Annotated in this window: 21 protein-coding genes; 8 read left to right on the top strand and 13 right to left on the bottom strand. The window is 56.8% G+C overall.

The annotated features are described in order from the left end of the window. Positions 1–4 precede the first annotated feature (4 nt). The 11 genes from AC2FFE_RS04440 to AC2FFE_RS04390 all read right to left on the bottom strand — a co-directional run bounded on the left by AC2FFE_RS04440 (position 5) and on the right by AC2FFE_RS04390 (position 12,960). Positions 5–1,006, bottom strand: coding sequence for a glycosyltransferase family 2 protein (locus AC2FFE_RS04440; protein ID WP_496818165.1), 1,002 nt, complete (start codon positions 1,004–1,006; stop codon positions 5–7). After that, a complete protein-coding gene (locus AC2FFE_RS04435; protein WP_496818166.1) occupies positions 1,003–1,959 on the bottom strand; it encodes an NAD-dependent epimerase/dehydratase family protein in 957 nt (318 codons plus the stop codon). The genes AC2FFE_RS04440 and AC2FFE_RS04435 overlap by 4 nt, the downstream gene beginning before the upstream one ends. A 5-nt stretch (positions 1,960–1,964) precedes the next feature. Beyond that, positions 1,965–2,861, bottom strand: coding sequence for a class I SAM-dependent methyltransferase (locus AC2FFE_RS04430; protein WP_496818167.1), 897 nt, complete (start codon positions 2,859–2,861; stop codon positions 1,965–1,967). Further along, positions 2,861–4,075, bottom strand: coding sequence for a DegT/DnrJ/EryC1/StrS family aminotransferase (locus AC2FFE_RS04425; protein WP_496818168.1), 1,215 nt, complete (start codon positions 4,073–4,075; stop codon positions 2,861–2,863). Before AC2FFE_RS04425 ends, AC2FFE_RS04430 begins: the two co-directional genes overlap by 1 nt. Positions 4,076–4,102: 27 nt before the next feature. Then, positions 4,103–5,230: a CDP-glucose 4,6-dehydratase gene (gene rfbG / locus AC2FFE_RS04420; protein WP_496818169.1), complete on the bottom strand. Its 1,128-nt coding sequence runs from the start codon at positions 5,228–5,230 to the stop codon at positions 4,103–4,105. Between the two features lie 7 nt (positions 5,231–5,237). Further along, positions 5,238–6,044 carry a glucose-1-phosphate cytidylyltransferase gene (rfbF, locus tag AC2FFE_RS04415; protein WP_480547977.1) on the bottom strand — a complete coding sequence of 269 codons (807 nt, stop codon included), beginning with the start codon at positions 6,042–6,044 and terminating at the stop codon, positions 5,238–5,240. A gap of 103 nt (positions 6,045–6,147) precedes the next feature. Continuing rightward, positions 6,148–7,779, bottom strand: a complete 1,632-nt coding sequence (locus AC2FFE_RS04410; RefSeq protein WP_496818170.1) for a hypothetical protein — start codon at positions 7,777–7,779, stop codon at positions 6,148–6,150. Continuing rightward, the gene (locus tag AC2FFE_RS04405; RefSeq protein WP_496818171.1) at positions 7,779–8,198 is read right to left on the bottom strand and encodes a GtrA family protein; all 420 of its coding nucleotides are present in this window, start codon (positions 8,196–8,198) and stop codon (positions 7,779–7,781) included. Before AC2FFE_RS04405 ends, AC2FFE_RS04410 begins: the two co-directional genes overlap by 1 nt. Before the next feature lie 89 nt (positions 8,199–8,287). After that, a complete protein-coding gene (locus AC2FFE_RS04400) occupies positions 8,288–10,399 on the bottom strand; it encodes a polysaccharide biosynthesis protein (RefSeq protein WP_496845993.1) in 2,112 nt (703 codons plus the stop codon). A gap of 472 nt (positions 10,400–10,871) precedes the next feature. Beyond that, positions 10,872–11,729 carry a sulfotransferase family protein gene (locus tag AC2FFE_RS04395; RefSeq protein WP_496845992.1) on the bottom strand — a complete coding sequence of 286 codons (858 nt, stop codon included), beginning with the start codon at positions 11,727–11,729 and terminating at the stop codon, positions 10,872–10,874. A gap of 55 nt (positions 11,730–11,784) precedes the next feature. Further along, positions 11,785–12,960, bottom strand: coding sequence for a polysaccharide biosynthesis/export family protein (locus tag AC2FFE_RS04390; protein ID WP_496846226.1), 1,176 nt, complete (start codon positions 12,958–12,960; stop codon positions 11,785–11,787). A 505-nt stretch (positions 12,961–13,465) separates the two neighbouring features. Between AC2FFE_RS04390 and AC2FFE_RS04385 the strand changes: the two genes are divergently transcribed. Genes AC2FFE_RS04385 through asnB form a run of 6 tightly spaced genes read left to right on the top strand, consistent with a single transcriptional unit; the run spans position 13,466 to position 19,957 of the window. After that, a complete protein-coding gene (locus AC2FFE_RS04385; protein ID WP_496845990.1) occupies positions 13,466–14,092 on the top strand; it encodes a sugar transferase in 627 nt (208 codons plus the stop codon). Further along, positions 14,089–15,003: a methionyl-tRNA formyltransferase gene (locus tag AC2FFE_RS04380; protein WP_496845989.1), complete on the top strand. Its 915-nt coding sequence runs from the start codon at positions 14,089–14,091 to the stop codon at positions 15,001–15,003. Before AC2FFE_RS04385 ends, AC2FFE_RS04380 begins: the two co-directional genes overlap by 4 nt. Beyond that, positions 15,000–15,695, top strand: coding sequence for a PIG-L deacetylase family protein (locus tag AC2FFE_RS04375; protein ID WP_496818177.1), 696 nt, complete (start codon positions 15,000–15,002; stop codon positions 15,693–15,695). The genes AC2FFE_RS04380 and AC2FFE_RS04375 overlap by 4 nt, the downstream gene beginning before the upstream one ends. A gap of 14 nt (positions 15,696–15,709) precedes the next feature. Beyond that, on the top strand, positions 15,710–16,888 hold the full coding sequence (locus AC2FFE_RS04370) for a DegT/DnrJ/EryC1/StrS family aminotransferase (protein ID WP_496818178.1): 1,179 nt from the start codon (positions 15,710–15,712) through the stop codon (positions 16,886–16,888). Continuing rightward, on the top strand, positions 16,889–18,010 hold the full coding sequence (locus AC2FFE_RS04365) for a glycosyltransferase (RefSeq protein WP_496818179.1): 1,122 nt from the start codon (positions 16,889–16,891) through the stop codon (positions 18,008–18,010). Positions 18,011–18,022: 12 nt separating this feature from the next. Continuing rightward, complete coding sequence (gene asnB, locus AC2FFE_RS04360) at positions 18,023–19,957, top strand: asparagine synthase (glutamine-hydrolyzing) (protein ID WP_496845988.1); 1,935 nt, start codon at positions 18,023–18,025, stop codon at positions 19,955–19,957. 98 nt (positions 19,958–20,055) lie between these two features. On the opposite strand, the gene AC2FFE_RS04355 is transcribed toward asnB, so the two are convergent. Continuing rightward, positions 20,056–21,429, bottom strand: coding sequence for a pectate lyase family protein (locus tag AC2FFE_RS04355; protein WP_496845987.1), 1,374 nt, complete (start codon positions 21,427–21,429; stop codon positions 20,056–20,058). 332 nt (positions 21,430–21,761) lie between these two features. Between AC2FFE_RS04355 and AC2FFE_RS04350 the strand changes: the two genes are divergently transcribed. Then, positions 21,762–22,154 (top strand): GtrA family protein, encoded by a 393-nt coding sequence (locus AC2FFE_RS04350; protein WP_496845986.1) that lies wholly within the window; start codon positions 21,762–21,764, stop codon positions 22,152–22,154. 104 nt (positions 22,155–22,258) lie between these two features. After that, complete coding sequence (locus tag AC2FFE_RS04345) at positions 22,259–23,392, top strand: hypothetical protein (RefSeq protein ID WP_496845984.1); 1,134 nt, start codon at positions 22,259–22,261, stop codon at positions 23,390–23,392. Here AC2FFE_RS04345 and AC2FFE_RS04340 read toward each other — a convergent pair. Then, complete coding sequence (locus AC2FFE_RS04340) at positions 23,389–24,117, bottom strand: formyltransferase family protein (protein WP_496818185.1); 729 nt, start codon at positions 24,115–24,117, stop codon at positions 23,389–23,391. The two genes, AC2FFE_RS04345 and AC2FFE_RS04340, sit on opposite strands and share 4 nt — an antisense overlap. Between the last annotated feature and the right edge of the window lie 47 nt (positions 24,118–24,164).

The raw sequence follows: 24,164 nt of genomic DNA, 5'->3' as shown, positions 1-24,164 counted from the left end.
GGTGTTATCCTGACATCTTCTTGCGCGGTTCTTCAGTCTCGCGCAGGGGCTGTGTCAGAGGCTGTTCGCTGGGTCCCGGTCTGTTGAGTTCATGTTCGATAATAGGGCGATTCAGGTCTTTGGATTGCAGGAAGATACGACCGATGTATTCCCCCAAAATACCCAGGAACATGGCGTTCAATGTCATCGACAACAGCAGCAAGATGGTGGTGGTCGCAAAACCAGCTGGCCATTCGGCACCAAAAACCAGCTTGGCAATCAGATAACCTACCATCAGCAGGAACATCGACAGACCGACCGTCAGGCTTATCATCGACGCCAGCCGTAGGGGCAACAACGAGTGGTTGATCAACCCGTCAACAGCCAAAGACAGCATCGCGCGGAACGGAAACTTGGATTCACCGGCGGTACGCGCCACTCGGTCATATTCAAATCCAACCTGGTTGAAACCCATACCGCTGATCAGACCCCGGACATAGGGTGAGCGGTCATCGACCCGGCGCAGCTCCTCCAGAATTCGGCGGTCGGTCAGACGGAACTCCCCGGCATTGCGTGGCAGATCATCATCGCTGATCATGTCTATCAACGCATAAAAGGCGCGCCGGGCCCAGGCCACCAACGGCCCATCCGGCAGGCTGCGGCGAATGCCATAAACCACGTGATTGCCTTGACGCCAAAGATCCAGCATCTGTGGAATCAACTCGGGCGGATCCTGCATGTCACAGTCCAGCTGCACCGCACACGCTCCGTTGGCCGAGCGATAGGCCGTCAGGACCGACGCCTGATACCCCATGTTTCGCGCAAACCGAATGACGCGAACGCGCGAGTCCTCTTTGGCGATCTCGGACAGCAGCTCGAATGTGCGGTCTTCCGAATGATTGTCGGTAAAGATGATCTCGGGCTCATACCCGTCGAGCCCTTCGAACACTTGAACGACCCGGTCATAGGCCATCCGCACGTTGTCTTCTTCGTTGTAAGCCGGGATAAGGATGGAAACGAGTGTCATGAGACGGATCCTGTCAGTGTCGCATCTGCTGAGCGCATAGCCCATTCGACCGTCTGTTTCAGCCCGTCTTCCACATTGGTTTCGGGCGCCCAGTCATAGCTGGATTGCATCAGGCCGGGATGGTTGATCAAATCGATCGGCGCCCCAGCGGGAGAGCCAAACTGCAGCAAATCCTCAGGTGCGTTCGAAAAACGCTGCACTATCTTGGCCACATCCCGCACCTTTGTCGCCACGCCGGTGCTGATATTCACGACCGGGCCGGCGGCCTTTGGGTCAGACCCCAGCATCAACAACCCACGCACGGCGTCAGATACATAAAGCAAATCGCGCGCATCATCTGGGCGGCCGATCTGGGCGGGTTTGTTGGTCAGCAAGCTTTCAACCAAGTAAGGCACCAATTGCTGCCCGGTTTGACCGGGACCATAAGTCAGCGACAAGCGCGCCGTCACCGCTGGAAATGGCAGGCGGGGCTGCAACATCGCAAGATACTTTGTGCCAGTCAGCATCGAGGTGCCATAGCTGTCACGCGGCTTTTCACACTGCGTTTCGAGATAGGGAACCGGGTTGTCCCCATATTCCGCAATGGTGCCCAAACGCACAAATGCACCGGGGGGTGTTTCACACTCTGCCGCAGCACTCAGAACTGACAGAATGCTGTCGACATTTTCATTTAGGCTATCGGGCGCATCACTCAGATCCGGACTATTCGGAATGCGGGTATTTGCAGCCGCGTGAAACACCAGATCAGGCTGGGCCTCGTGAAACGCGCGCGCGACTGCGGCAGTGTCGGTCAACGCTACCCGAGCCAAATGGATATTCGCAGCCACATCAGCCAACCGATCAATGCCTGATCCCGGGCGGACCAATGCGGTCACCTCATCCCCACGAGCAACGCAGGCCCGCACCAGATGCGAACCGATAAAGCCGTTTGCGCCGGTGATGAGCACACGCATCATAACTACTGCGCGCCCCGGTAATGCGAGACCGCCTCTTTCGGTTGCAGGACCGCATCGGACTTACGCCCAAGGAAAAACACGCCACTGGCCCCGTCAACACGATAGGGTTCAGGGATCAAGCGATCCAGATATTGCGCCCAGAAGACACAAAGCTTGGCAATCTTGCCCGCCGTGCGAGACCGGAACAGACCCCGGAACAGGTAGTCGACAGACCACATGAACTGCACCCCCGGACCCGCGCTGGCGCCCGAATCGATCCGATCGAACGCGCGGAACAAATAACGGTGGCCGCTTTCGGTGAAGCGGGTGAAATCATAGGCCCCTTCGTGGACCTGCTGCAGAAACGGGGTTTCTGCATAGATCAACCCACCTGGTTTGAGCACGCGATGAATCTCGGTCGCGACCTGGCGGGGGTCCAGCACATGTTCCAAAACCGCCTGAACGATCACGCCATCAAATACGTCATCCTGCATCGGGATGTCATGGGCATCGGCAACGAACTGGATGTTTGGCGACTGGTAGATGTCGAAGGCAAAGATTTGAACGCTGGGGTCATCGTAGAGTTTCCCCATCCCCTGCCCGACGCTACCGCCGCCCACGATCAGAACACGCGGGTTTGGGTTCAGTGACTTAATTTCAGACAGGAACCGATCCACATTGCGCAAGGTCACCTGTTTGATGGGCGATGCCAGCCGTTTTAACAGCTTCACCGGCCCGCGATAGCTGCGCCGGTGAATCTGCGATTCCACTTCGATATCCGTGGGCTTGGGTGGCTCGATGACCGAGGTTTCATAGTTCACAAAGACCGGTACCCCGCCATTGACGGCACAGGGGCCGGTGCCCTGTTTGAAATCATCCCGGATCAGATCCCGGATCGCCTCGGTCGGGGCCAGTGGCATCAGGACGCCTCCCGCGAGAGCCCTGCGACATGAGGCTGCAGGAATTCTGTCAGCTTTTCATGCATGAAGTCGATCTGTGCCTGAACCAAGCCATGATGGCACGCCAGCAGAACACCACCGCGCATCACTTCGTCCGAGACCGGATAACCCGCCGGGTCGGTGCGATATTCAACACCTTTCATGGCCGGTTGCCGCAGGATGTTGCCGGTAAAGACCGGACGGGTCTGAATATCAGCGGTTTCCAGGAAGATCTGCATCTCGCGGCGCGTAAACGGCGCGCCATCGCGGATCGTGACCGGGAAAGACAGCCAGCCAGTACGCGAACCGGGCAGCTGACGGGGCAGGATGAACCAGTCTTCATACTGCTTGAAGAACTCCAGATGAGCCGCGAACGCCTCTTCGCGTAGACGAATATTGGTATCCAGTTTGCTCAGCTGTACCAGGCCAAAGGCAGCACTGATCTCAGACGGTTCAAGATTGAAGCCCAACGCTTCGAACAGGAACTTGGCATCATATTCAATACCATCCAATTGTACATTGAACCGATTTTCGATGGCCTCAGATTCAACAAACAGGGACGAGCTGCGCCCCCAGGACCGCATCAACAGCGCCTTGCGCGCCAACTCGTCATCGTTGACACACAGCATGCCGCCATTGCCAGCCCCGTTGATCACGTGGCTGCCATAAAAGCTGGTGGTCGAAACGTCGGAATACACGCCCGTGCTGGTGCCATCCATCTGCGCGTCCAGCGTGTCGGCGCTGTCTTCGATCACTTTCAGACCATGCGCATCCGCCAGTTCGCGGATTTTGCGCCAGTCCGGCAGGTTGCCGATCAGCGAAGGGATCATCATGGCCGAGGTGTTCGGCGTGATCATCCGTTCGATCTGATCCACATCGATATTATAGGTGCCCACGGCGGCATCCACGAAGGCCGGAATCAGACCCTTGCGCACTAACGGTGCTACGGTGGTGGCAAACGTCAGGGCGGGCGTAATGACTTCACTGCCTTCCGGCAGGTCCAGAATCTCAACCGCCAGATAGTTTGCAGACGAGCCCGAATTGGTCATGATGCCGTGGTTCTTGGCAAAAAGCTTGGCAACCTTGGCCTGCATCTCGCGCACCTTGGGCCCCATTTGGGTCGATGTTTTCAGAACCTCGACAACGGCGTCGATCTCTTCCTGGCCATGGACGGTTTGCCCGTAGTTCACTCTCATAAAAGGCGCTCCTTAAAAATACGCAGCTTACTGTGCGGCGACCGGGGTCGCGTCATGTGTGTCAGATGCTGTCAGGGTTTCGAAGTATTCGATTTGTGTCGCGGTGACCTGCGCCATGTTCTTCCCCGCTGCATGGGCTTTGTACCAATCCGCAGTCAGGTTGATGGCCCCTTGCAGCGTCAACTGAGGGCGCCAGTTCAGGCGAGTTTGCGCTTTGGTACTGTCCAGGCGCAGGATACCGGCCTCATGCGGGGCGTGGGCAACCTGATCGGGGAAACTGAACATAGGCGCCCCATCGCCCCAGGCCCGTTGGATCATGTCCGCCAGTTGGCGCACATCCACGGTGCTGGACACATCCGGACCAAAATTCCACGCCCCGGCATAAGGCGCACCGTCGGTCAGCATCTTTTCAGCCACGCGCAGATAGCCCGAGACAGGCTCAAGAACATGCTGCCAGGGGCGCACGCTGGCGGGGTTGCGAATGACAACCGGTTCACCCTTGCCCCAGGCGCGGATGATATCGGGGACAAGACGATCCTCGCCCCAGTCACCACCGCCGAACACGTTCCCGGCGCGCACCGTCGCCAGCTGCGGACCGTTCGGGTCAGAAAAGAAGGAATGCGCATAGGACTGGGCGACAAGTTCGGTCGCCGCTTTGGATGCGCTATAGGGGTCTTTGCCGCCCAGCGGATCGTTTTCGCGATAGCCCCAGACCCACTCGCGATTGTCATAGCATTTGTCACTGGTGATCACGATCACAGCCTTGAGCGACGGCATCTTGCGCGCAAGCTCCAGCACATTGGCGGTGCCCTGCACGTTGGTGGCAAAGGTCTCTGCCGGTTCCCGGTAGGATTTGCGCACCAGAGGCTGCGCAGCCATGTGGAACAGAACCTCGGCATCTACTCCCTCCAGCGTGCTGGCAAGGACATCAGGCTCGCGAATATCTGCAAACCGGCTGTCGGTGGCCTGGGCCAGATCACAGCTGTCATAGAAGTTTGGGCCAGGCTCGGGTGGCAGCGACAATCCGGTCACCTGTGCGCCAAGCCGTTGCAGCCACAACGACATCCAGCCGCCCTTGAACCCGCTATGACCGGTCACAAGGACACGGCGGCCATTGAACTGACCACCGAACATCTGATGCTGATGTGCAGTCATTTTGCCCTCAGATTGCAACCGGGTATTCGGCTGAAGATTGATCGCCGAACTGCATCCATGGAGGCGTTTCCTCTTCGCTCAGCGCGTTCAGCGCGTTGCGATCACGGATCGTATCCATCGGATGCCAGAACCCATCATGACGGTAGGCCATCAGTTCTCCGTCCCGGGCCATTTGTGACAGAGGCGACTGTTCCAGCGGCTCGTTGTCGTCAACCATGTAGTCCATGACCCCCGGTTCGAACACGAAATACCCGCCATTGATCCAGGTCTCGCGGCGGCGCACTTTTTCGGTGAACGCATCGACCCGGTCGCCCTTAAGTTCAATGTTGCCGAACCGCGCAGGAGGCTGCACCGCTGTGACAGTAGCCAGCTTCCCGTGGGATTTGTGGAAATCGATCAGAGCGTTGATATCAATGTTGCCCAGACCGTCTGAATAGGTGCACATGAATGTCTCACCCGGGTCCAGCCATTCCTTCAGACGACGAATGCGCCCGCTGGTCATGGTGTGCGCGCCGGTGTCAACAACCGACACATTCCAACCACCCGGTGCCGACGGCACCAGCTTCAGCTCACCTGTATCCAAAGCAACCGAAATGTTGTTAGCGATCAGGTGATAGTTGGCAAAAAACTGTTTCAACAAAAGGGCTTTGTACCCTGCGGCGACAACAAAATCGCGATGGCCGAAATGGCTGTAAATATCCATGACCCGCGCGATAATCGGTCGTCCACCAACCTCAACCATTGGTTTCGGAATCGCAACCGTTTCTTCGGCCAAACGCGATCCCAATCCTCCTGCCAGAAGTACTGTTTTCATCTGTGCTACTCCCTCAAAATACCTTTAACTAAACTTCAATGTTACATCGGGGTTAAGGCGGATTGCCTGTTGTTGCTGGGGCGGGGTGGGTGGTGCATTCGTATCAATCTGCCACTCCCGCGCGCTTGGAGTATATCACACCTTTTCCGTAGCGGTTACTTAACCCGTCTTTTGGCACCACAGCGTAGCCATTTGTTTCCGCATAGCGCAACAATGGTGCCTCAAGCGTGGAATCATATCCCAAAAGGAAAGCGGAGGGCGGATTGGAATCAAACAGGGCCACAAGATCATCTGCCCCGGCCATGACATAGTGCTGTGCCAGATCCGGGTCGGTATAGGGCGCGATGCGATATGCGAAGGGACCCGTGGCCAGTTCAGCATAGACCGGCAAATGGGCTTCCAACGGATATAGCGGCATCAAGGTCGCTACCGGGCCATCCGGGATCGCGCTGTCCGCGACCACGTCCTGCAGTGCCTGCGCGCCTTGCGCAATGCGGGCGGCTGTAAAGCTATCGGGATTCGCAAGCTTCAGCAGCCCTGGTGCCAGTCGCGGCGCGCCCAGCAACACCATCAATGCGAAACCCGCCGTGCAAAGAGGTACAATAGCCGCAGATTTTTCAGCGGGAACAAGGCGATAGATCAAAGCAGCCAGAAGTGGCACAGCGATCAGCGGCTGGATAAAATATTGAGGAAATCCCGGAGTCGGTACAAAGCTAAACATCGCCGTTATGCCCAGCAGGGCCAGAACCGTTATGATCTGACCTGTTCCATGGCTAAAATGCAGAGCTGTGTTTCCAGCCAGTACAGCAATGAAGAACAGCGCCATCAATCCGATCAAGGCCGCACCCCCAAACCAGGTTGCATAGGCCAACAGGACCTTACCACCGATCCCCATGGCCAGCCCCGGCTCGGACCCGGCGTTCGCCTGCCAATAGGCTACATGCGGGCCGGTGTGAAATTTAAGTATATGCGCCAGAAAATCCGAAGGGTCAGAGGCCAGATACCAGAACAGGGGAATGGCCCCGATCAACCCGCCGATCAGCACTGGCAGAACGACCCCACGCAGTCGAGCCGCAAAGGGCAGATGCCAAGGCAGCAGGAATGCGGCGATGGCAACCGGTGGGATGAACATCGCGGCACTGACCTTCATGCCCGCAGCAATCGACAGACAAAGGCCGGACAGCACCAACCAAAGGAAACCCGGACGATCCTTGAGGGTCTGAACTATAAACAGGCCAAGCCCCCATGCAGCAAAGGGCAAAGGCAACAGGTTGTTGCTGGCGGCCATACCGGCCTGGGCTTGCAGTGTTTCATTGACCACAAGAGCGACAACAAAGAACACCGCCAGAAGGCGCGAGCCGGAGATCCGCCAGGTCGCCCAGCCGATACCCGAGGCCAGCAACAACCAGGCGCAGAACTGTCCAGAACGGGCCGAGGCTAGCAGGCCATCGCCTCCGAACAACAGGTAGAAGCCCCTGTAATACCACGCAGAATTCGGAACGTGGTTATAGAAGAAATCGCTGTAGAGGCTCCAATAGCCCAAAAGTTCAGCTGGGGGTACGAACATCAACTCGTCCCGACGCAGGCCGTATCCCATGATACGCCCGTAAAGTGCAGCAAACAGGACGACCAAGACGCCAATAGTTGCAAACCGTGCCAACATGCCACCAGCATAGCGCCGGGTGACACGGGCGTCCTGATCAATATTCAGACCGGGGTCGACGGAGTGGGTCATTACACCCCTTTCTGCGGGCTGGGACGCAAAGCGCGTGAGATCAGGACATAAGACAAAACAACAGTCGGCCCGAGTGCAACGGCCTGTGCCAGATAGGCATCAAACCCAATCTGCAAAAGACCCGACAATAGCGCCGCGTTGAACGCATAAACGATGATGTAGGACACTGCGTAATGCGGCAGCCGCCCATAGCCCTGAACATAAAAAACGAACCGACCATGAACCTGAAAGTTCCAAAGAACCCCCACACCGAATTGGATGGCCAGCGCCACCTGAGGGTGGGCTCCAAACCACACCAGTACCGAAAATACGGCATATCCAAACAGCGTGTTGATCACACCGGCCCCGATAAACCGCAGGATCCGGTCCCACCCGTGCCGGGTGGGGGTGATCACGCCAGATTGACTCAGTTCTGACATTTTAAGAAACGCTCGCAAGAGCCCTTATTTACTCGTAACACACACGGCTTGGGTCAAAGCCGACACATCAATAACTTCAGACAATACCCTTAATGGCCACCGACGGTTTCCAAAGCATCGGATTTTGCAAAGGTGCCGACCATCTTTTCGGTTGGGATCGCGGTGATCTTCGACTTGGTTCGAGGTTTGATCAGATCCTTGGTTTCAATCGGACGCAAACCGTTGACACCATAACCCGGCACCAGCTCTTTCAGCAGCTTTTTAACGCCTAGATCATCGCCATCCAGCGCAGCCTGTTCCAGCTTGAGGATCATAGCACGCAAACGCGCGACCGAGACACCTTCGGGGATCGCCGATGCCACACCCGGGATGCCGCTTTCGCGATGCTCCTCGGTCACATCGAACAGTTCCTCATACAGCTTTTCGCCTTTGCGGATACCAATGAACTTGATGTCGATATCCTTGTAAGGAACCAGACCGGCCAGACGGATCATACGCTCGGCCAGATCAACGATTTTCACCGGGCGACCCATGTCCAGAACAAAGATTTCGCCGTGGCTGTTTTCCAGGTTCAGACCTTTGGCTGCCGCAACCAGCGTCAACTGGACGGCCTCACGAATGGTCATGAAATAGCGTTCCATCTTCGGGTCGGTGACCGTCAGCGGGCCGCCTTCCGAAATCTGGCGCTGGAACAGCGGGATCAGCGAACCCGACGAGCCCAGAACGTTACCAAACCGGACCGAAAAGAAGCGCGTGGCCTCATCAGTGCCATTGGTTACACGGTCCTGCGCCTGAGCGTAGAACTCCGCAACACGCTTGGTTGCGCCCATGACGCTGGTGCTGTTCACGGCCTTGTCGGTTGAAACCTGCACCATCGCAATGGCACCCACGTTGCGCGCGGCATCGGCCACGTTACGCGTGCCGATCACGTTGGTCAGAACACCTTCACAAGGGTTCAGCTCGACCATCGGCACGTGCTTCAGCGCGGCCGCGTTGAACACCAGTTCGGGACGATGACGTTGAAAGATTTTGTTCACACGGTCAGCACTACGAATATCGGCAACATAGATGCGGCGCGGGACTTCGGGGAAGTTCTGACTCAGGTCCATGTCGATCGAATAGGCATTGTATTCCGTGTTTTCGATCATGACGATTTCCGCTGGCTCGAACGAAGCGATCTGACGGGTCAGTTCGCTGCCGATCGATCCGCCGGCCCCGGTGATCAGCACACGGCGATCCTTGAACATCTCTCGCAGCATCGAACGCTCAACCGCCTTTTGCGGGCGATCCAGGATGTCTTCGGGGTTCACCGTGCGGATACCGTTGCTTTCGGTGCCCAGTTCTTCAAGACCGGTCAGACGTGACACGGTAATACTGTTGGCTTCGGCCCAGCGGGTCAGTTTGCGGATGCCATCGCTTTCAAAATGGGTGACCGGCTCGGTCAGCAGAATACGCTGAGGCAGGTTGTCATCAAACTTCAGCCGCTCGATCACGGCGTCCGAATCCAGCAGCGAGCCGATGATCTTCACGTCGTGAAAGTACAGGCCTTGCGTGTTGCGCGCGTCATCGATGATGCCCACGGGCTCATATTTGGATTCCGTGTTGCGCAGCGAACGAACAAAAAGGTCGCTGCTGGCGCCAGTGCCAACAAGGATCACCGGGATTTTGCCATTTTCACTTGCGGTGCAGCCCTGAACCTTGCGCTTGAACTCGGTGCTGCGGGCAATGATGCGCAGGCTGCCCAGTGCAGGCACGATCAGGAAGAATTGAATGACATAGACAGCAAGCGGAACATGCGAAGTGACTGCAGCCGCCATGCCAAACAGGGCCAGCGTTGCGACACAGAAGAACGAAGCGCGCACGATCAGCGCCACATCACGTAGCGACGTGGACCGGGTGTGACGCTTATAGATGCCCGACATCGGCAGGATCGCCAGTGCGATCAGGCAGGACATCAGAACCAACGGGATCAGTGCCGCAGCCGCAGCCGCAGGCAAAGCGCCTCCATTCGCCAGCACCACAGCCATCACAACGGAAACAGCCGAGGCGACAACATCGCCAATAACCAAGCGGCGGTTTGCGCTCAGCTCAATAAGTTTTTGCTTCAATGTGGATCCGATGTCGCCCAGTTTCAGATCGGGTTCGATCGCAGTATCTTTAACAGACCCATTCTTGAGCTTAACCAACTCACGCTCATACATACTCAGTACTCCGGCGTACAAATTGCCCACTACTACCCGACTCAGCTGGACAGATCGAAAACAGACGATCAGCCGTCAAAGCCGCACTCACGCGCCAGCAGAAACCACTTGCTGGCAAGTTTGATTAATTTTGTAAGGTCCCCCTAGACCGGCTCAGGTTTGAAAATCATCAGACCTTGCGCCACAACCCTTTCTCACTCGTACAAACCAAACTACAATGTTTAGCAGCCAACGTGACCGCTAAGGTTTCAATATGATTAAAATCTAGCATAGCCAACACCGGAGCAAAACGCTTTTTTCACCTTTCCGGCATCGTTCGACCAAAGAAATGTCTTATTTGCCAATGTTCGCACAGCATTCGGTCTGTTTGAGAACTTTTTGTAAACATCTGATCGAACGAGACGCGCTACGCGATTTGGCGCCTTTGTTTCCAGACCGGAAACGCAATGTGACTTATGACACACAACAAAACTCAATTGATTCGAGCCATTTCAAGCGGTTTGGCACTGCTCCAGGCGTCGGTGATGCCGGGATCGATTTCGGCGATGCGGGCCATGTCTTCGGCGTAGAACTCGGCCAGGCGCCGCGACAGATCGTCTGACAGTGGCGGATACTGAACCTGACGGGCGACAGCATTGCGCAAGGACCGAACCGGCCACGTATGCCGAACAGGATCAATGACAGAACGAACCGGTCCCAGGATTTTGCGCAGCGGCAAAGGCACCATCGCAGCGTTCTTGTCCTTGACCTTTTTCTTCACCGGCGCTTCCAGTTTACCGGGCAGGTTGAGATGCGCGCGTACCTTTTCCAGGTTCCCGGATGGATTGCGACGAATATCCTCATAGGCCAGCAACAGGATTTGCTCGGCCGGGAACAGATCATAGAACCGCGCCACATGATGTGCATAGCGCCCATCAGACAGGAACCGTTTGTCCGCCGCACGCGCCGGATTTAGGTAGTCTTCGATCCGGTCCGAAACCTCTCCACGGCGGAACAGCATGCAGTAATCCGAATAGGCGCGCTGAACCGGATCACGCATTTGCAGGATCAAACGCGCATCTGGCGCAAAATCCCGAATGCGCTGCGCGGCCTCAGGTACTGTCAGATAAGAATTCGACTTCTCACCGATTAGCGCAGCCTGTTCACATCCGTCGAACTGATCCCGATACCAACCCAAACCTTTGTCGTATTCACGAGAAAAGAAGTGTAGCTCGGGCCCGGGCATATAGATGGCCGGGGTTTGTGTCAGCGAATGCTGCAACCACGTAGTCGCACATTTTGCAGCACCTATGATCAGAAAATCGACGGGTCTGTCAGCGGGCAATGTCATCATGAAACTCGTTAACTAAACTTCCCAAGGGCCTGAGCCCGAATACATTTAACACTCAATTCGACGTAATAACCGTTTTCCTGACGACCTCGATCGTATCACCCGGTTGCACCGGATCGGTTCCCTTTACACGCTGCGTTTGAACATTTCCGCCGCGAGTGACGATGAACTCGATCGTTGTCTCGCTGGCAATGTCATCCTCGCTCAGATAACCGGCGGCGGCCAGTTCACCATGCAGGGTCGACGCGGTTTGCAGTCGGGTCTTCAGCGATGCCAGTTGGCTTTCAACCTCATTCAATTTCACCAAAGCATCCGAACGCGCCGTGTCATCAAGTTGCAACTCATCTCGCTGCGCACGGTTGAGGTCCTGACGCGCGACCAGTAAGGCGACCTCCTGATCAAGGCGCTTTGACTCCAGATCGTTCAGCGCATTGGTCATCGCGGTAACACGGTTCGACGCGGTCAGGCCCTTTTCCCTCAGAGAATTCAGATTCTCCAGTTCTTTCGATACGTTAGCGATCTGCGTGTCGCGCAACTCAAGCTGTTGTGTCAGGCTTTCGATCTGTTCTTTCAGCAGCGCCTGCAGATCCCTGATCCGTTCGCCCTGCCCTTCGCGCGCGGCCAATGTGGCCTGTAGGATTTCGCCTTCCAGCCCTTCGGGCGCGTTTGTCAGATCAGCGCCTTCGTCATCGCCTTCCAGAACGGACAGATCCGCAATCAGTCGCTGGCGCTGTTGTTCCAGCTCATCAATCTGCGTCGCCAGCAGGCGAATCTCACCACCCATCCGCAACACCTGGATATCATTGCCCGTTGCCAGTTGAATCGGCGGGCGGATTGGCCCGCCGGCCAGCGCCAGAATCTGTTGCGCAGTCATACCCACGTGGAAATCGTATGCGCCTGGGGAATTCACGTCGCCCAGTACATAGACCGGCAGATGGCCAATCACCTCCAGCGCGATGCGCGGCGGTTCAACCATGCCGATTTGACGGCGGAATTTCAACTCCAGCGCCGCTGCCAGCTCTGCCGGGGTGTGCCCCTCGGCTTCGACCTGGCCGACAAGTGGAATCATCAAATCACCATCACCGGTGATGGTGTATTCGCCGGTCACACCGGTCCAGCTTATGTAAGTTGTGGACTCCGCATCCCAGCGCATCGCCTTCAGAGACAGCCGATCCTGCGGCAGCAGGCGATATCCCTCGGCCCAGACGGTGCTCGCCGCCAGAGTGAACATCACCAAAATTACTTTGAAACAGGCTTTCAAACCTCTGTCTCCCAACTCACTAACTCTACGATCTGTACTACAAACCAACTGGTGGTTCTGTGATCTTCGATACACAAGAAACGCAAGCTTTTTTAGCGGTACGTCAAAAAATGATTGGGCCCGGATCAGACATGCACAAGCCCACAATCTCAAGCTAAGCACTCCTGTACAACGTGACAAGGGAAACGGCCCGTCGTTACGGGAATCCCGCGCGCTGCCGCAAATCCGAAACAATGCTCTGCGACCCACCAAACCGTTCACGGAATTCGCTGTGATGCCGGCACCAAATTCCCGACTTTCTACGCAACCGGCTTGATTCGATCAAAGCGCCGCAGACTTCTTGCAAAACACATCCAATTCGAACAGATTGAGGCAGTCGCTGCCCGGCTGATCTACTTATTGCCGCTGGCGGGTGATTTGTTTGTTGATTTCAAGTGTTGCGGTGCGCCGCGTGTGTTCTGAGTTGGATTGAACTGTGAATAGAGTACCCGAAATTCTGCTCTGCCTCCTGTTGGGTCTTGTTTCTCTGCCCTTCTTCCTGATTGCATGTCTGATTGTCGCAACCTCTGTCGGGTTGCCATTGATGTTTTCCCAGCGCCGCTGTGGTCTGGGCGGACGCGAGTTCCATCTGTTCAAACTCCGCTCGATGTCCGAAGAACGCGGCCCGGATGGCGCGCTTCTGCCCGATGATCAAAGACAAACCCGTGCCACAGCCCTGATCCGCCGCTTACGTCTGGATGAAATCCCGCAATTGCTGCTGATTCTGCGCGGTCACATGGCGCTGGTGGGTCCGCGCCCCCTGCTGCCCGAAACCATCGAAAGCTTTGGGCCCGAGGGGCAGTATCGCTGTTCGGTTCGGCCCGGCCTGACCGGTTGGGCGCAGGTGAGTGGCAACACAAATCTTAGCAACTCCGAAAAACTCAGCCTTGATCTGTGGTATGTGGCACATCGGTCTTTAGCGTTGGATCTGCAGATCATGTCAGAAACCGTTGGCGTTGCGCTGCGCGGCGAGAACCGTCGCACAGACCGGATTAAGGCTGCCGCGGATTGGTTGCAGCAACATCCGCCACAAAAATCTTCGTTCCAGGGGTCACCCGCATGAAAACTGTATTTGTCGGGGCTGTCGAAACCTCACACGCTGCATTGGTGTCGATATGTGCTGCGGGGCATGCCCCCGACCTGGTTATGACATTGCCGCCCCATCTGTCACATCGGCATTCCGATTTTGTTGATCTAAGCGTTGTGGCCAATCGCTACGGCGTCCCCGTTGAACATATTGAGAAGACCAATGCCCCCGAAACCATCGCACGGATTGAGGCCCTAAAGCCCGACCTGATCATGGTTATCGGCTGGTCGCAAATCTGCGGCCCAGCCTTTCGCGCGATCCCCAAGCTGGGGTGCATCGGCTTTCATCCCTCGGCCCTGCCGAAGCTGCGCGGGCGTGGGGTTATACCCTGGACCGTGTTGCTGAGGGAACGAAACGTCGGATCGTCTCTGTTCTGGCTTGGCGAAGGTGCCGATGATGGGCCCATTGCGGCTCAGGCGCGCTATGCCGTTGATCCAAACACCGTCACTGCGCGCGAGCTCTATGATCGCTCTTTGCGCGCCATCTCGGGCCTGCTGCCCCCGTTGCTTGAGCAGATTGCCGTGGGAGACATACCGCGCGAACCTCAGCCCAACGCAGGGATGAGCATTTGCGCGCGTCGTCGGCCCGAAGACGGCCTCATTGACTGGACGCGTTCGGCCGAAGAGATCGAATGCCTGATCCGCGCCTCTGGTCCGCCCTATCCAGGGGCATTCACGCAGGGCTCGGATGGTCGGCAGATTGTAATCACAAAGGCCAAATTCTCGGAACCTGACGGTTACTATATCGGCCTCCCCGGTCAGGTGCAGGACATTGATGGCCAAAACTTCACCGTCGCCTGCGGGGATGGGCGCAGCCTTGATATTCTGGAATGGTCCGGGGCGGATATTCCCCCGGCCATACATTCGAAATTGGGAAAAACGTCATGATAACCACCGATCTCATAAGCGCCGGGGCCGGACCTGCCTTGGTCATCGCCCCTCACCCCGATGATGAGGTGCTGGGCGCGGGTGGTACAATCGCCCGGCTTGCCGATGCGGGCCGCGAGGTACATGTGGTTGTGGTGACACGTGCAAAGCCACCGAAATTCCGGGATGAGGACACCGAGGTCACCCGCGCTGAGGCGCGTAAGTCCCATGACTATCTGGGCGTGACGCAGACGCACTGGTTAGATTTCACCGCGGCTGAGCTATCGGAACAGCCGCATTCCGATCTGAATGGCGCTTTGGGCAAACTGGTGCGTGATCTGGGGGCCGACCTGATCCTTGCGCCGCATCCGGGCGATATTCACATGGATCACCAACTGACATTTCTGTCCAGCCTCGTGGCGAGCCGTCCGCATCAGGACAAATACCCGGCGACCATTGCAGCCTACGAGACGTTGTCGGAAACCAACTGGAACGCGCCGTATCTAACCCCGCCTTTCGTGCCCAATGTATTTGTAGATATCTCGGACACGCTGGAACGCAAGCTTACGGCTTTTGCGATGTTTGAAAGCCAGGCCAAACAAGCCCCGCACGAACGGTCGGTCGACAGTCTGCGCGCGTTGGCGACCCTACGCGGTGCAACCGTTCATCGGCATGCGGCCGAAGGGTTTGTTCTGGTCCGAACCGTAGTCTGACAGGAGAGTTCGAAATGGCATCTTGGCCCATATACGATCAGGAACAGATTGATGCGGTTAGCCGGGTTCTGGCGTCGGGCAAAGTCAACGCCTGGACCGGACCGGATGTACGTGCGTTCGAAGATGAATACCGCGCCTATACGGGTTCTGCCCATGCCATCGCCATGGCCAACGGCACGGTGACACTGGATGCGGCACTGCATGTGCTGGACCTCGAGCCCGGCGACGAAGTGATCGTCACGCCCCGCAGTTTTATTGCCTCGGCCAGTTCCGTGATGCTGGAGGGTGGAGTACCGGTTTTCGCGGATGTCGATCCGGTCACCCAGAACATCACCGCCGAAACCATCGCGCCGCTGATCACGTCGCGCACACGCGGGATCATTCCGGTGCATCTGGGCGGCTGGCCCTGTGATATGGATGCGATCATGGATCTGGCAAAAGCGCATGATCTTTGGGTGATCGAGGATTGCGCGCAAGCCCATGGCGCGATGATCGGTGACCGCCACATGGGCACTATCGGCACATTCGGGTCGTTCTCGTTCTGCCAAGACAAGATCATGACCACGGGCGGTGAAGGTGGATTGCTGACAACCAATGACGATGAGCTTTGGTCGCGAGTCTGGAGCTACAAGGACCATGGCAAGGGCTATGACACGGTGTTCAACACCGATCATCCCCCAGGGTTCCGCTGGCTGCATGATTCCGGGCCCGGCACCAACCTGCGCATGACTGGCCCATCGGCGGCTTTGGGCCGTGTTCAACTGCAACGTCTGAACGATTGGCGCGCGCATCGCACGGCCAACGCCCGAATATTGGGCGAAGCGCTGGCAACCTGCCCCGCCTTCATCGTGCCAATCCCACCCGACAGCATGACACATGCCTATTACCGGTTCTACGCCTTCGTGCGCCCGCAGGCCCTGGCCTCGGGCTGGTCGCGCGACCGCATTATTGCCGAGATCACGCAGGCCGGATTCCCCGCCTTCTCAGGCAGTTGCTCTGAAATCTACCTTGAAGATACGTTCCGCAAACATGGGCTTGGCCCCGCTGAACGCCTGCCGGTGGCGCGTGAGTTGGGCGAGACCAGCCTGGCGTTTCTTGTTGATCCCGGCTGGTCGCAAGAAGACATCGCGCGTCTTGCACAGGTCATCGTTGACGTAGGCAATCAAGCCCTGGCAGGGCAAAAGGCGGGATAAATGATCCTGCACGTGGTCACAGATTTCTCAACCCAGGGCGGCGCGCAAGCGATGCTGGCGCGGCTGCTGGCGCATTCCGGCGAACGCGCGGTTGTGGTGGCGCTGACTGAAGTGTCCGACCGTTGCCGCGCAATGGCGGGAAATGAGAAGGTCGAATACATCTCGCTGCGGGCCCGGTCGCCTTTGTCTTTTCCCCGTGCCATCTGGCAGATCGCGCGGTTGATCCGGACCCATAAACCCGATGTGGTACTGTGCTGGATGTATCACGCCATGGTTGTTGGCCTGATCGCGCAGGTTTTGTCACTGCGACATGCGCCAGTGATCTGGACCGTTCGGCAGGCTTTGGATGACCCCGCCGCCTTTACCCGCAGCACCCGGATCGCCGTGCGCCTTTCACAAAAACTGTCGCGGTATTGCGATGGGATCATCTACAACTCGACCCGAGCGTTGGAGCAACACGGCAAATACGGATTTGCACAAAACAATGCTTCGGTCGTGCCGAACGGTTTTCTTTTGCCCGACGCACCAACCCCCAGACCTGGCCCTGCGCGCGTGATTGGTCTGGCCGCACGGTTTCATCCGCAAAAGGATTTTGAGACGTTTTTCCGCGCTTTTGACATCGCGCGCCAAACGATCCCAGATCTGACCGCCCGGTTGGCCGGGGATGGTGTGACAGCCGAGAACGAAGCCCTTCGCGCACTGATGGCCCAGGCCGGCGTTCCCGAAGACAGCGTGACGCTTTGCGGTGATCTGCACGACATGACCACGTTTTATAACAGCATTGATCTTCTCGTTCTGTCCTCGCGCACCGAAGGTTTCCCAAATGTCATAGCCGAAGCAATGAGCTTTGGCCGCCCTGTTGTAACTACTGACGTCGGAGACGCGGCAAAGATCGCAGGTGATATTGGCTATGTCGTACCTGCCCGTAATGCCAAGGCACTAGGTCAGGCCCTGACAGATGCCGCGAACTGGAGCGCCGAAACCTACGCGCAACGCAGCGCGGCAGCCCGGCAGCGCATCGCCTCGCAGTACTCACTTGCCGCGATTGCAGCGTCATACGACGCGGTTTTGTTCGGCAATGCACCAAAGGCCGGGACGTCGACCGCCCCGCATACCGGATAGGAAGACAGGGCCATGTGCGGCATCGCCGGATATCTTGCATTCAACCCAATCGGTCGTGACGCAGGCACCGCCGCATTGAAACAGATGTGTGACAGCATCGCGCATCGCGGCCCCGATGCGGATGGCATGTTCGTAGACCCCGAAACAGGCGTGGCCTTGGGGCATCGCCGTCTGGCCATTGTCGACCTTTCTGAGACCGGCGCGCAACCCATGAGCTCGCCCAGCGGTCGCTACTGCATTGTTTACAATGGGGAAATCTATGGCTTCCTCAACCTGCGCCAGAAGTTGATCGATCTGGGCGTAACGTTCCGGGGCACCTCGGACACCGAAGTTTTGCTGGCCTCAATGGACCAATGGGGCGTGCGCAAAACTCTGGAACTGGCCCATGGCATGTTCGCCTTTGCCGTGTTTGACCGACAACAGAACCGGGTTATCTTTGCACGGGATCGGCTGGGTAAAAAGCCACTTTATCTGGGCGTCAAGGGTGGCAATCTGCTGTTCGGCTCGGAACTCAAAGCGCTACGCGCCCATGCGGCTTTTGGCGTGCCCGAGGTCGACCGCCGCGCGCAGGAGCAATATGCGCGCTATGCCTTTATCCCGGCCCCTCTGACGATCTACCGCGATGTGATGAAACTGCCGGCGGGCACGATGGTTGAGGTTCAGCTGGATGCACCCCCATCCTCTGCTGAGGATTTGGTTACTGGTCTGCACAGGTTCTGGGATCTGCGGGATCGGGTCGAAACCTCTCGGGCTGATCGTTACGCAGATGAGGCCCAAGCACTAGAAGGCATCGAAGAAGCGCTGATGTCGGCAGTAGGTGAGCGTATGGTCGCCGATGTGACCGTCGGCACGTTCTTGTCCGGCGGCATCGATTCCAGCCTTATCACAGCGATGATGCAGCAGCAATCCGAGCGCAAAGTCACCAGCTTCACCGTTCGTTTCGACCATGACGCGACAAACGAGGCTGATCACGCTGCCGCGATTGCCAAACATCTGGGCACTGACCATCATGAGGTCACCGCGACGCCCGAGATGGCGTTTGATCTATTGCAGACGCTGCCACAGGTCTATGATGAGCCCTTCGCCGATCCCTCGGCCTTTCCGACGCTACTGGTATCGCAACTGGCCAGCGAAAAGCTGAAGGTGGTGATGTCAGGTGATGGTGGAGACGAGTCCTTCGGCGGTTATGAACGCTATGCCCGCATGATGGCAATGGAGCGGATCAGTGCGAAACTGCCCGGTCCAGCGGCCTCGGTTCTGGCGGCCTCACCTGCGGCTGTGACGCAGGCAGCCGCAACACTTCTAAAACCGTTGGCTCCGGCCTCGATGCGGGATCAGATCACGCCCGATCGGTTGTCGAAAGTAGCCGCGATTGCCCGCCACCCGGATTTCCGCAGCCGGTATGATGCGCTGTTTACCTTGTGGACCCCTCCATCTGCATCCGATCAGGGCCTGTTCCGATCACATTCGTTGCCGCATGGACTCGGCCCCGTTGATACGATGATGCTGCTCGATTCCGAGCTCTATCTGCCCGAAAGCATTCTGGTCAAAGCCGACCGTGCCTCGATGTCAGTCGGGCTTGAGATCCGCGCACCACTGTTGGACTACCGCGTGGTCGAGGCCGCTTGGCGCGCGCCAGATACCCTGCGCTATGATGGTAAATCAGGTAAAGTCGCCCTTCGCCGCCTGTTGGACAAACGTGTGCCGAAAGCGTTGTATGACCGGCCAAAACAAGGCTTTGGCATCCCGCTTAATGATTGGTTGCGGGGGCCGCTGAAATCCGTTGCCAATGATGTCTTTGCCTCAAACAGCGGTACTTTGGATGCAGTCGACCGGGCGCAGCTGAACAAACGCTGGTCCGAGCATCTGTCAGGCCGCCGCAACTGGGGTCCACATTTGTGGGTGGTGCTGATGTACCATTTCTGGCAGCAGGAATGGATGGCCTAGAGCACTTCCATTTTCATTGAGTGGTCACGCTATCACCAATGTCCCGAGAGCGCGCAGCGCGGCAGGGTATTGGTGATTCAATATGAACTGGAAGTGCTTCATGGCAGCAGATCACCTGCCAGAACACTCAGATATTCCTCAAGATTTGACCAGCCATCGCCATCGCGGTCTTTCCAGCCGTCGCTGCGGTCATCTGGGTCCAGACCTTCACGGGCCTCTTCCCATGCGTCCGGCAACCCGTCCAGATCGCGGTCATTCAGAGCGGATATCTCGGGTAGATCAGGCCAACCTCCGGCCTCATCTGGGTGGTCGATCCTGTGCCCGTCACAGCCCCGGACATTTTCGATGATCAATCGGTCCAGGCTGTCCAACTCTTGATCCGGCCCTGAGCGCGCACCAACGTTGTTCAGCACATGCTCCAATACGCCCGAGACAGGTTCCGGCGTGAGCGACAAAGGAAAGGCGGGACGAGAGACAACACTGGCTCGGGCCGCAACATCCACCACACGCCCCTGTTTCGACCTGTCGCAAAGCAGGTCCAACCGATTGTCCAGATAGAGGTTATCGTCAGCAAAAACCTCAAGCTTATTATTAGGCTCGACCGGAAACACTTCAATCGCAGCAGGGCGCGGGCGGTTTCTTGTACTCGGCCCGGGCAGAATTACGTTGCCGACATAGTTGATCCATGTATCGCCATAGAGGTTCCGAAATTCACCAAATTGCGACGAGGCGTCATAAAACACGTTGTTCACGATATCGACGGGGCCCAGAGCGGTGGAAGATACATCGGGGTTGCGGTCGCGGTTATGGGCAAACAGGTTCCCCGTAAGGGTGATCCGCCCACAGTCTGAGACCGCCCCATCCTTGGAACAAATCAGAGCGCCTTTGGAATGCCGCCGCTCTGTATGGCTCGATTTGTCCAGACCATAGGCTAGGATCGTATTGGCGATGGTGATGTCATGGCTGGCATAGCGTTCACTGCCGATCCCAAGGTTTTCATCCACGCCAAATGCGACCGAGACATGGTCGACATAGACATCCGTGCTGCTTTCAATGCCCAGCCCATCAACACTCGGCGAGGGTTTCTTGCTGGGGCCTGGTCTAAATTTCATAAAGCGCAGCAACACGTTATGTGAATCGTACACCATCAGCGGTGATGACTGCACATTCCCCACGCGCAGCTGTATCCCCTGCCCCGGTGCAGTTTGCCCGGCAATATAGGTATTGGGCGAAACACGCAGCTGTTTATCGACGACGATGGTGCCAGACACGGCAAACACACAGACTCGCCCGACACCCGGATGCTGCACGCATTCGCGCAGGCTGCCACGGCCGGAATCGGCCAGAGTGGTCACGTAATACACGCTGCCGCCACGCCAGCCATTGGCGTATTTTCCGTACCCCACGGCTCCGGGAAACGCGATCTGCCCTTTGTCAGACTCATCTGCCACCGCGCCTGTTGTGAAAGGCATAGTCGCCGTGAGAAAACTCAGAAACGCGAGGTGAAAACTGCGAAAAACATGCATGCTGGACCTAATCATGTCGAAACCGAAATACGAAACACAAGGGATTGTTCAACCCTCCGGAACAGACCCTAGCGCAGCTTGTCGGGTATAACACCCCAAACCTGTCGCATCGGCGCTTTCCGGCAAAGAATTGATCGAATTGAAAAACTCCTGTCACTTCGCGGCAAATTCACTGTGGTTTGGCACCAACCAGCGCGAAGGAGCAAGGATTCCGGCCTTTCCCTTTCACATCGTATCGGTGCAGGATGCCCACACGAATTTCCAGGCGGAGCCAGCACGTGATTTCAAGTGAGACATACCGGCATATGTTGGCCTTCGCAGTTGTAGGGTCCCTGGCATTTTTCGTGGATGCCGGGGTGTTTACGGCCTTGGATACGCTGGGCGCGGGCACGTTTCTGTCACGCTGCCTGTCCATCCTGACATCGGTGACCTTCACCTGGTATCTGAACCGAACGTTTACATTTAAAACCCAAGCCCCACCCAGTTTCATCGAATTTCTAAGCTATCTGGGCGGCATGCAGTTGGGCCTGATCACCAACTTCACCACGTTCTTCGTCGTGCTCTACGTCTCAGAGTTCGCGAATGCATATCCGATCATCGCGCTGGCGATTGCAACACTGGCGGGGATGACGATCAACTTTCTGATTTCCAGAAAGATTTTGCAGAAATAACCAAGCCGCGATAAAAGTCAGGTATTACCGCGCAGTTGCACCAAATCTACTTGAATACGCTGTTTATCGGTTGGACTAAATTTATCAGTTGGGGAAACCCGTTCGTGCTCAAAAACTTCTTCCTCATATGCCTCAGTACGCTGATCAGTCTGGCTGTGCTTGAGGTGGCATTGCGCCTGTTTGACCCCTTGGGCTTTCAACCGCATATCAGCCGCGATCTGGCAAATGTTCCTCTGGTCAATGACGAGAATTATTTCTGCATAGGTGGGCCAAAGCGTCTGATCCCGCATCCTGTGGTGTACTCACGCGAAACGCCCAATCAGTCTTATTTTGAGTTCCGCAACGATATCGCCACATTCGTCAAGATCAACGAACAGGGCTTTCGCGGTGTGTTCGACCCAGGTGATGAGCAAGAGCGTGTGATCGTGCTTGGGGATTCTTTCATTCGCGGCAGCTTATCTGACGAGACGGAAACCATCCCTGCCTTTTTGTCCGGATGGTCGGAAGATACGCATTTTGTCAATCTGGGTACCGGCGGCCACGGCACGCTGCAACACGCGCTGACCTATGATGAGTTCAAAAGCCAAGTACCGCACGAAACGGTGCTATTGTTCATATTCAATCGCAACGATCTGGTCGATAATGTGCGGTTTCGGAAATGGCAGCAGGCGCCCAAGCCAAGCTCGCGTGAACCCACAGCCACACAGCGATTGAAACGCGCCTTTGCAAAGCTCTACGTCGGCAAACTGGTGCTGAGTTTCAAAAGCGCGTTGTTTGATCAGAACCTGTACCCGTCGGTCCCGACCGATATGGAAGAGGCGCTTTTGCTTCAATCCCTTGCGGACCTTTCGCAGTCAGTCGCGGATCAAGGCGCAGAGTTGATTGTGTTTTCTCTGCCCGATATCTCGGAATTCCTGGGCAAGGATACGATCACCTTCCGGGATGACCCGGTTGGGTATTCTGACGCGGTGCGTCGCCTGATTGCGGGGGCCGCCGAACAGAATGGATTTGCCTATCTGAACCTGAAACCGGGCCTTGTCGCGATATCCGAAGATCTGAACCGTCCGACAGCAGAACTGTACGGCACACCGGACCACCATCTGCAAGAGATCGGCAGTTTCGCTGTGGCAAATTTGGTGGCACAGTTCCTTCAGGACAACAGCGTTGCCGCCTTTACCCCGGATGCTGAATTTGTGGATCGCATGCATGTCGATCCAGCCAATGTAGCCTGCCCCTAAGCCTCATCCGCTTCACCCAGCAGTGCAAATTTGCGCCCATGCAAAACGATATGCAGCGGGTATTCCGGCAGATGCATCGAGTGCAGGCGGCGCTTGAACTCCTCAGCGCCGATATCCAACGGCAATTGCTGCATGGCGGAAAGCTCTTTCATCCTGCGTGCCTCACCGCGCCAGGCTTCGTCGCCCGAGGCTTTGATTTGATCTGTCAGGAAGGATTCGCCACCGGTTGCGATCCCACCGATCACCTCCTGCAACAGGTGATAAAGATACAGATGCGTGCGCGCCAGAACAGACCGCAATCCATCCTTTGGCAATATCGGAAACCGCAGCGCTTTTATGATCGCGCCGTTATCGACTTTGGTGTTGATCAAATGGGCCGTCACACCGTATTGATCCGCCCCTTCATATAGCGCGAAATTGATACACCCACTGCCCGGGTATTCCGGCGGAGCCGGATGGAAGTTGATCGCAGCAACCGAGGCCGCGTCGATCATTGCCTGATCCAGAATAAAGTAGCTGCGAAAGCAAAAGATATACTCACCCCGCCAGTCCCGTACCCAGTCGGGCAGGCCATGCCCGAGACCTTTGGATTCAACATAACTGACGTCAAAGCCTGCATAGTTCAGAAACTGCAGCGCCTTTTGCGTGCCGTCACAATCCTCGCGGCCAAAGAACAGGACTTTGGCGCCACTGGTATGGGTCTTTTGCTGAGTTTCGTTCGTCATCACGTCCACGCGTCCAAATCACGCCCCGCCATTATTGGGGTCTGGTT

It is taken from the genome of Ruegeria sp. YTSA168 (genome assembly GCF_059610045.1).
The sequence above is the reverse complement of the archived record's forward strand: the minus strand, read 5'-3'. Positions and strand labels throughout refer to the sequence as shown.

Bases quoted from the DNA above. Each gene is read 5' to 3' on its own strand.
- AC2FFE_RS04365 (WP_496818179.1), top strand. From the start codon at position 16,889: ATGATCCTGCACGTGGTCACAGATTTCTCAACCCAGGGCGGCGCGCAA.
- AC2FFE_RS04370 (WP_496818178.1), top strand. From the start codon at position 15,710: ATGGCATCTTGGCCCATATACGATCAGGAACAGATTGATGCGGTTAGC.
- AC2FFE_RS04425 (WP_496818168.1), bottom strand. From the start codon at position 4,075: ATGAGAGTGAACTACGGGCAAACCGTCCATGGCCAGGAAGAGATCGAC.
- AC2FFE_RS04340 (WP_496818185.1), bottom strand. From the start codon at position 24,117: ATGACGAACGAAACTCAGCAAAAGACCCATACCAGTGGCGCCAAAGTC.
- AC2FFE_RS04405 (WP_496818171.1), bottom strand. From the start codon at position 8,198: ATGTCAGAACTGAGTCAATCTGGCGTGATCACCCCCACCCGGCACGGG.
- AC2FFE_RS04390 (WP_496846226.1), bottom strand. From the start codon at position 12,960: ATGTTCACTCTGGCGGCGAGCACCGTCTGGGCCGAGGGATATCGCCTG.
- AC2FFE_RS04410 (WP_496818170.1), bottom strand. From the start codon at position 7,779: ATGACCCACTCCGTCGACCCCGGTCTGAATATTGATCAGGACGCCCGT.
- AC2FFE_RS04375 (WP_496818177.1), top strand. From the start codon at position 15,000: ATGATAACCACCGATCTCATAAGCGCCGGGGCCGGACCTGCCTTGGTC.
- rfbG (WP_496818169.1), bottom strand. From the start codon at position 5,230: ATGACTGCACATCAGCATCAGATGTTCGGTGGTCAGTTCAATGGCCGC.
- AC2FFE_RS04400 (WP_496845993.1), bottom strand. From the start codon at position 10,399: ATGTATGAGCGTGAGTTGGTTAAGCTCAAGAATGGGTCTGTTAAAGAT.
- AC2FFE_RS04380 (WP_496845989.1), top strand. From the start codon at position 14,089: ATGAAAACTGTATTTGTCGGGGCTGTCGAAACCTCACACGCTGCATTG.
- rfbF (WP_480547977.1), bottom strand. From the start codon at position 6,044: ATGAAAACAGTACTTCTGGCAGGAGGATTGGGATCGCGTTTGGCCGAA.
- AC2FFE_RS04440 (WP_496818165.1), bottom strand. From the start codon at position 1,006: ATGACACTCGTTTCCATCCTTATCCCGGCTTACAACGAAGAAGACAAC.
- AC2FFE_RS04430 (WP_496818167.1), bottom strand. From the start codon at position 2,861: ATGCCACTGGCCCCGACCGAGGCGATCCGGGATCTGATCCGGGATGAT.
- AC2FFE_RS04395 (WP_496845992.1), bottom strand. From the start codon at position 11,729: ATGACATTGCCCGCTGACAGACCCGTCGATTTTCTGATCATAGGTGCT.
- asnB (WP_496845988.1), top strand. From the start codon at position 18,023: ATGTGCGGCATCGCCGGATATCTTGCATTCAACCCAATCGGTCGTGAC.
- AC2FFE_RS04355 (WP_496845987.1), bottom strand. From the start codon at position 21,429: ATGCCTTTCACAACAGGCGCGGTGGCAGATGAGTCTGACAAAGGGCAG.
- AC2FFE_RS04435 (WP_496818166.1), bottom strand. From the start codon at position 1,959: ATGCGTGTGCTCATCACCGGCGCAAACGGCTTTATCGGTTCGCATCTG.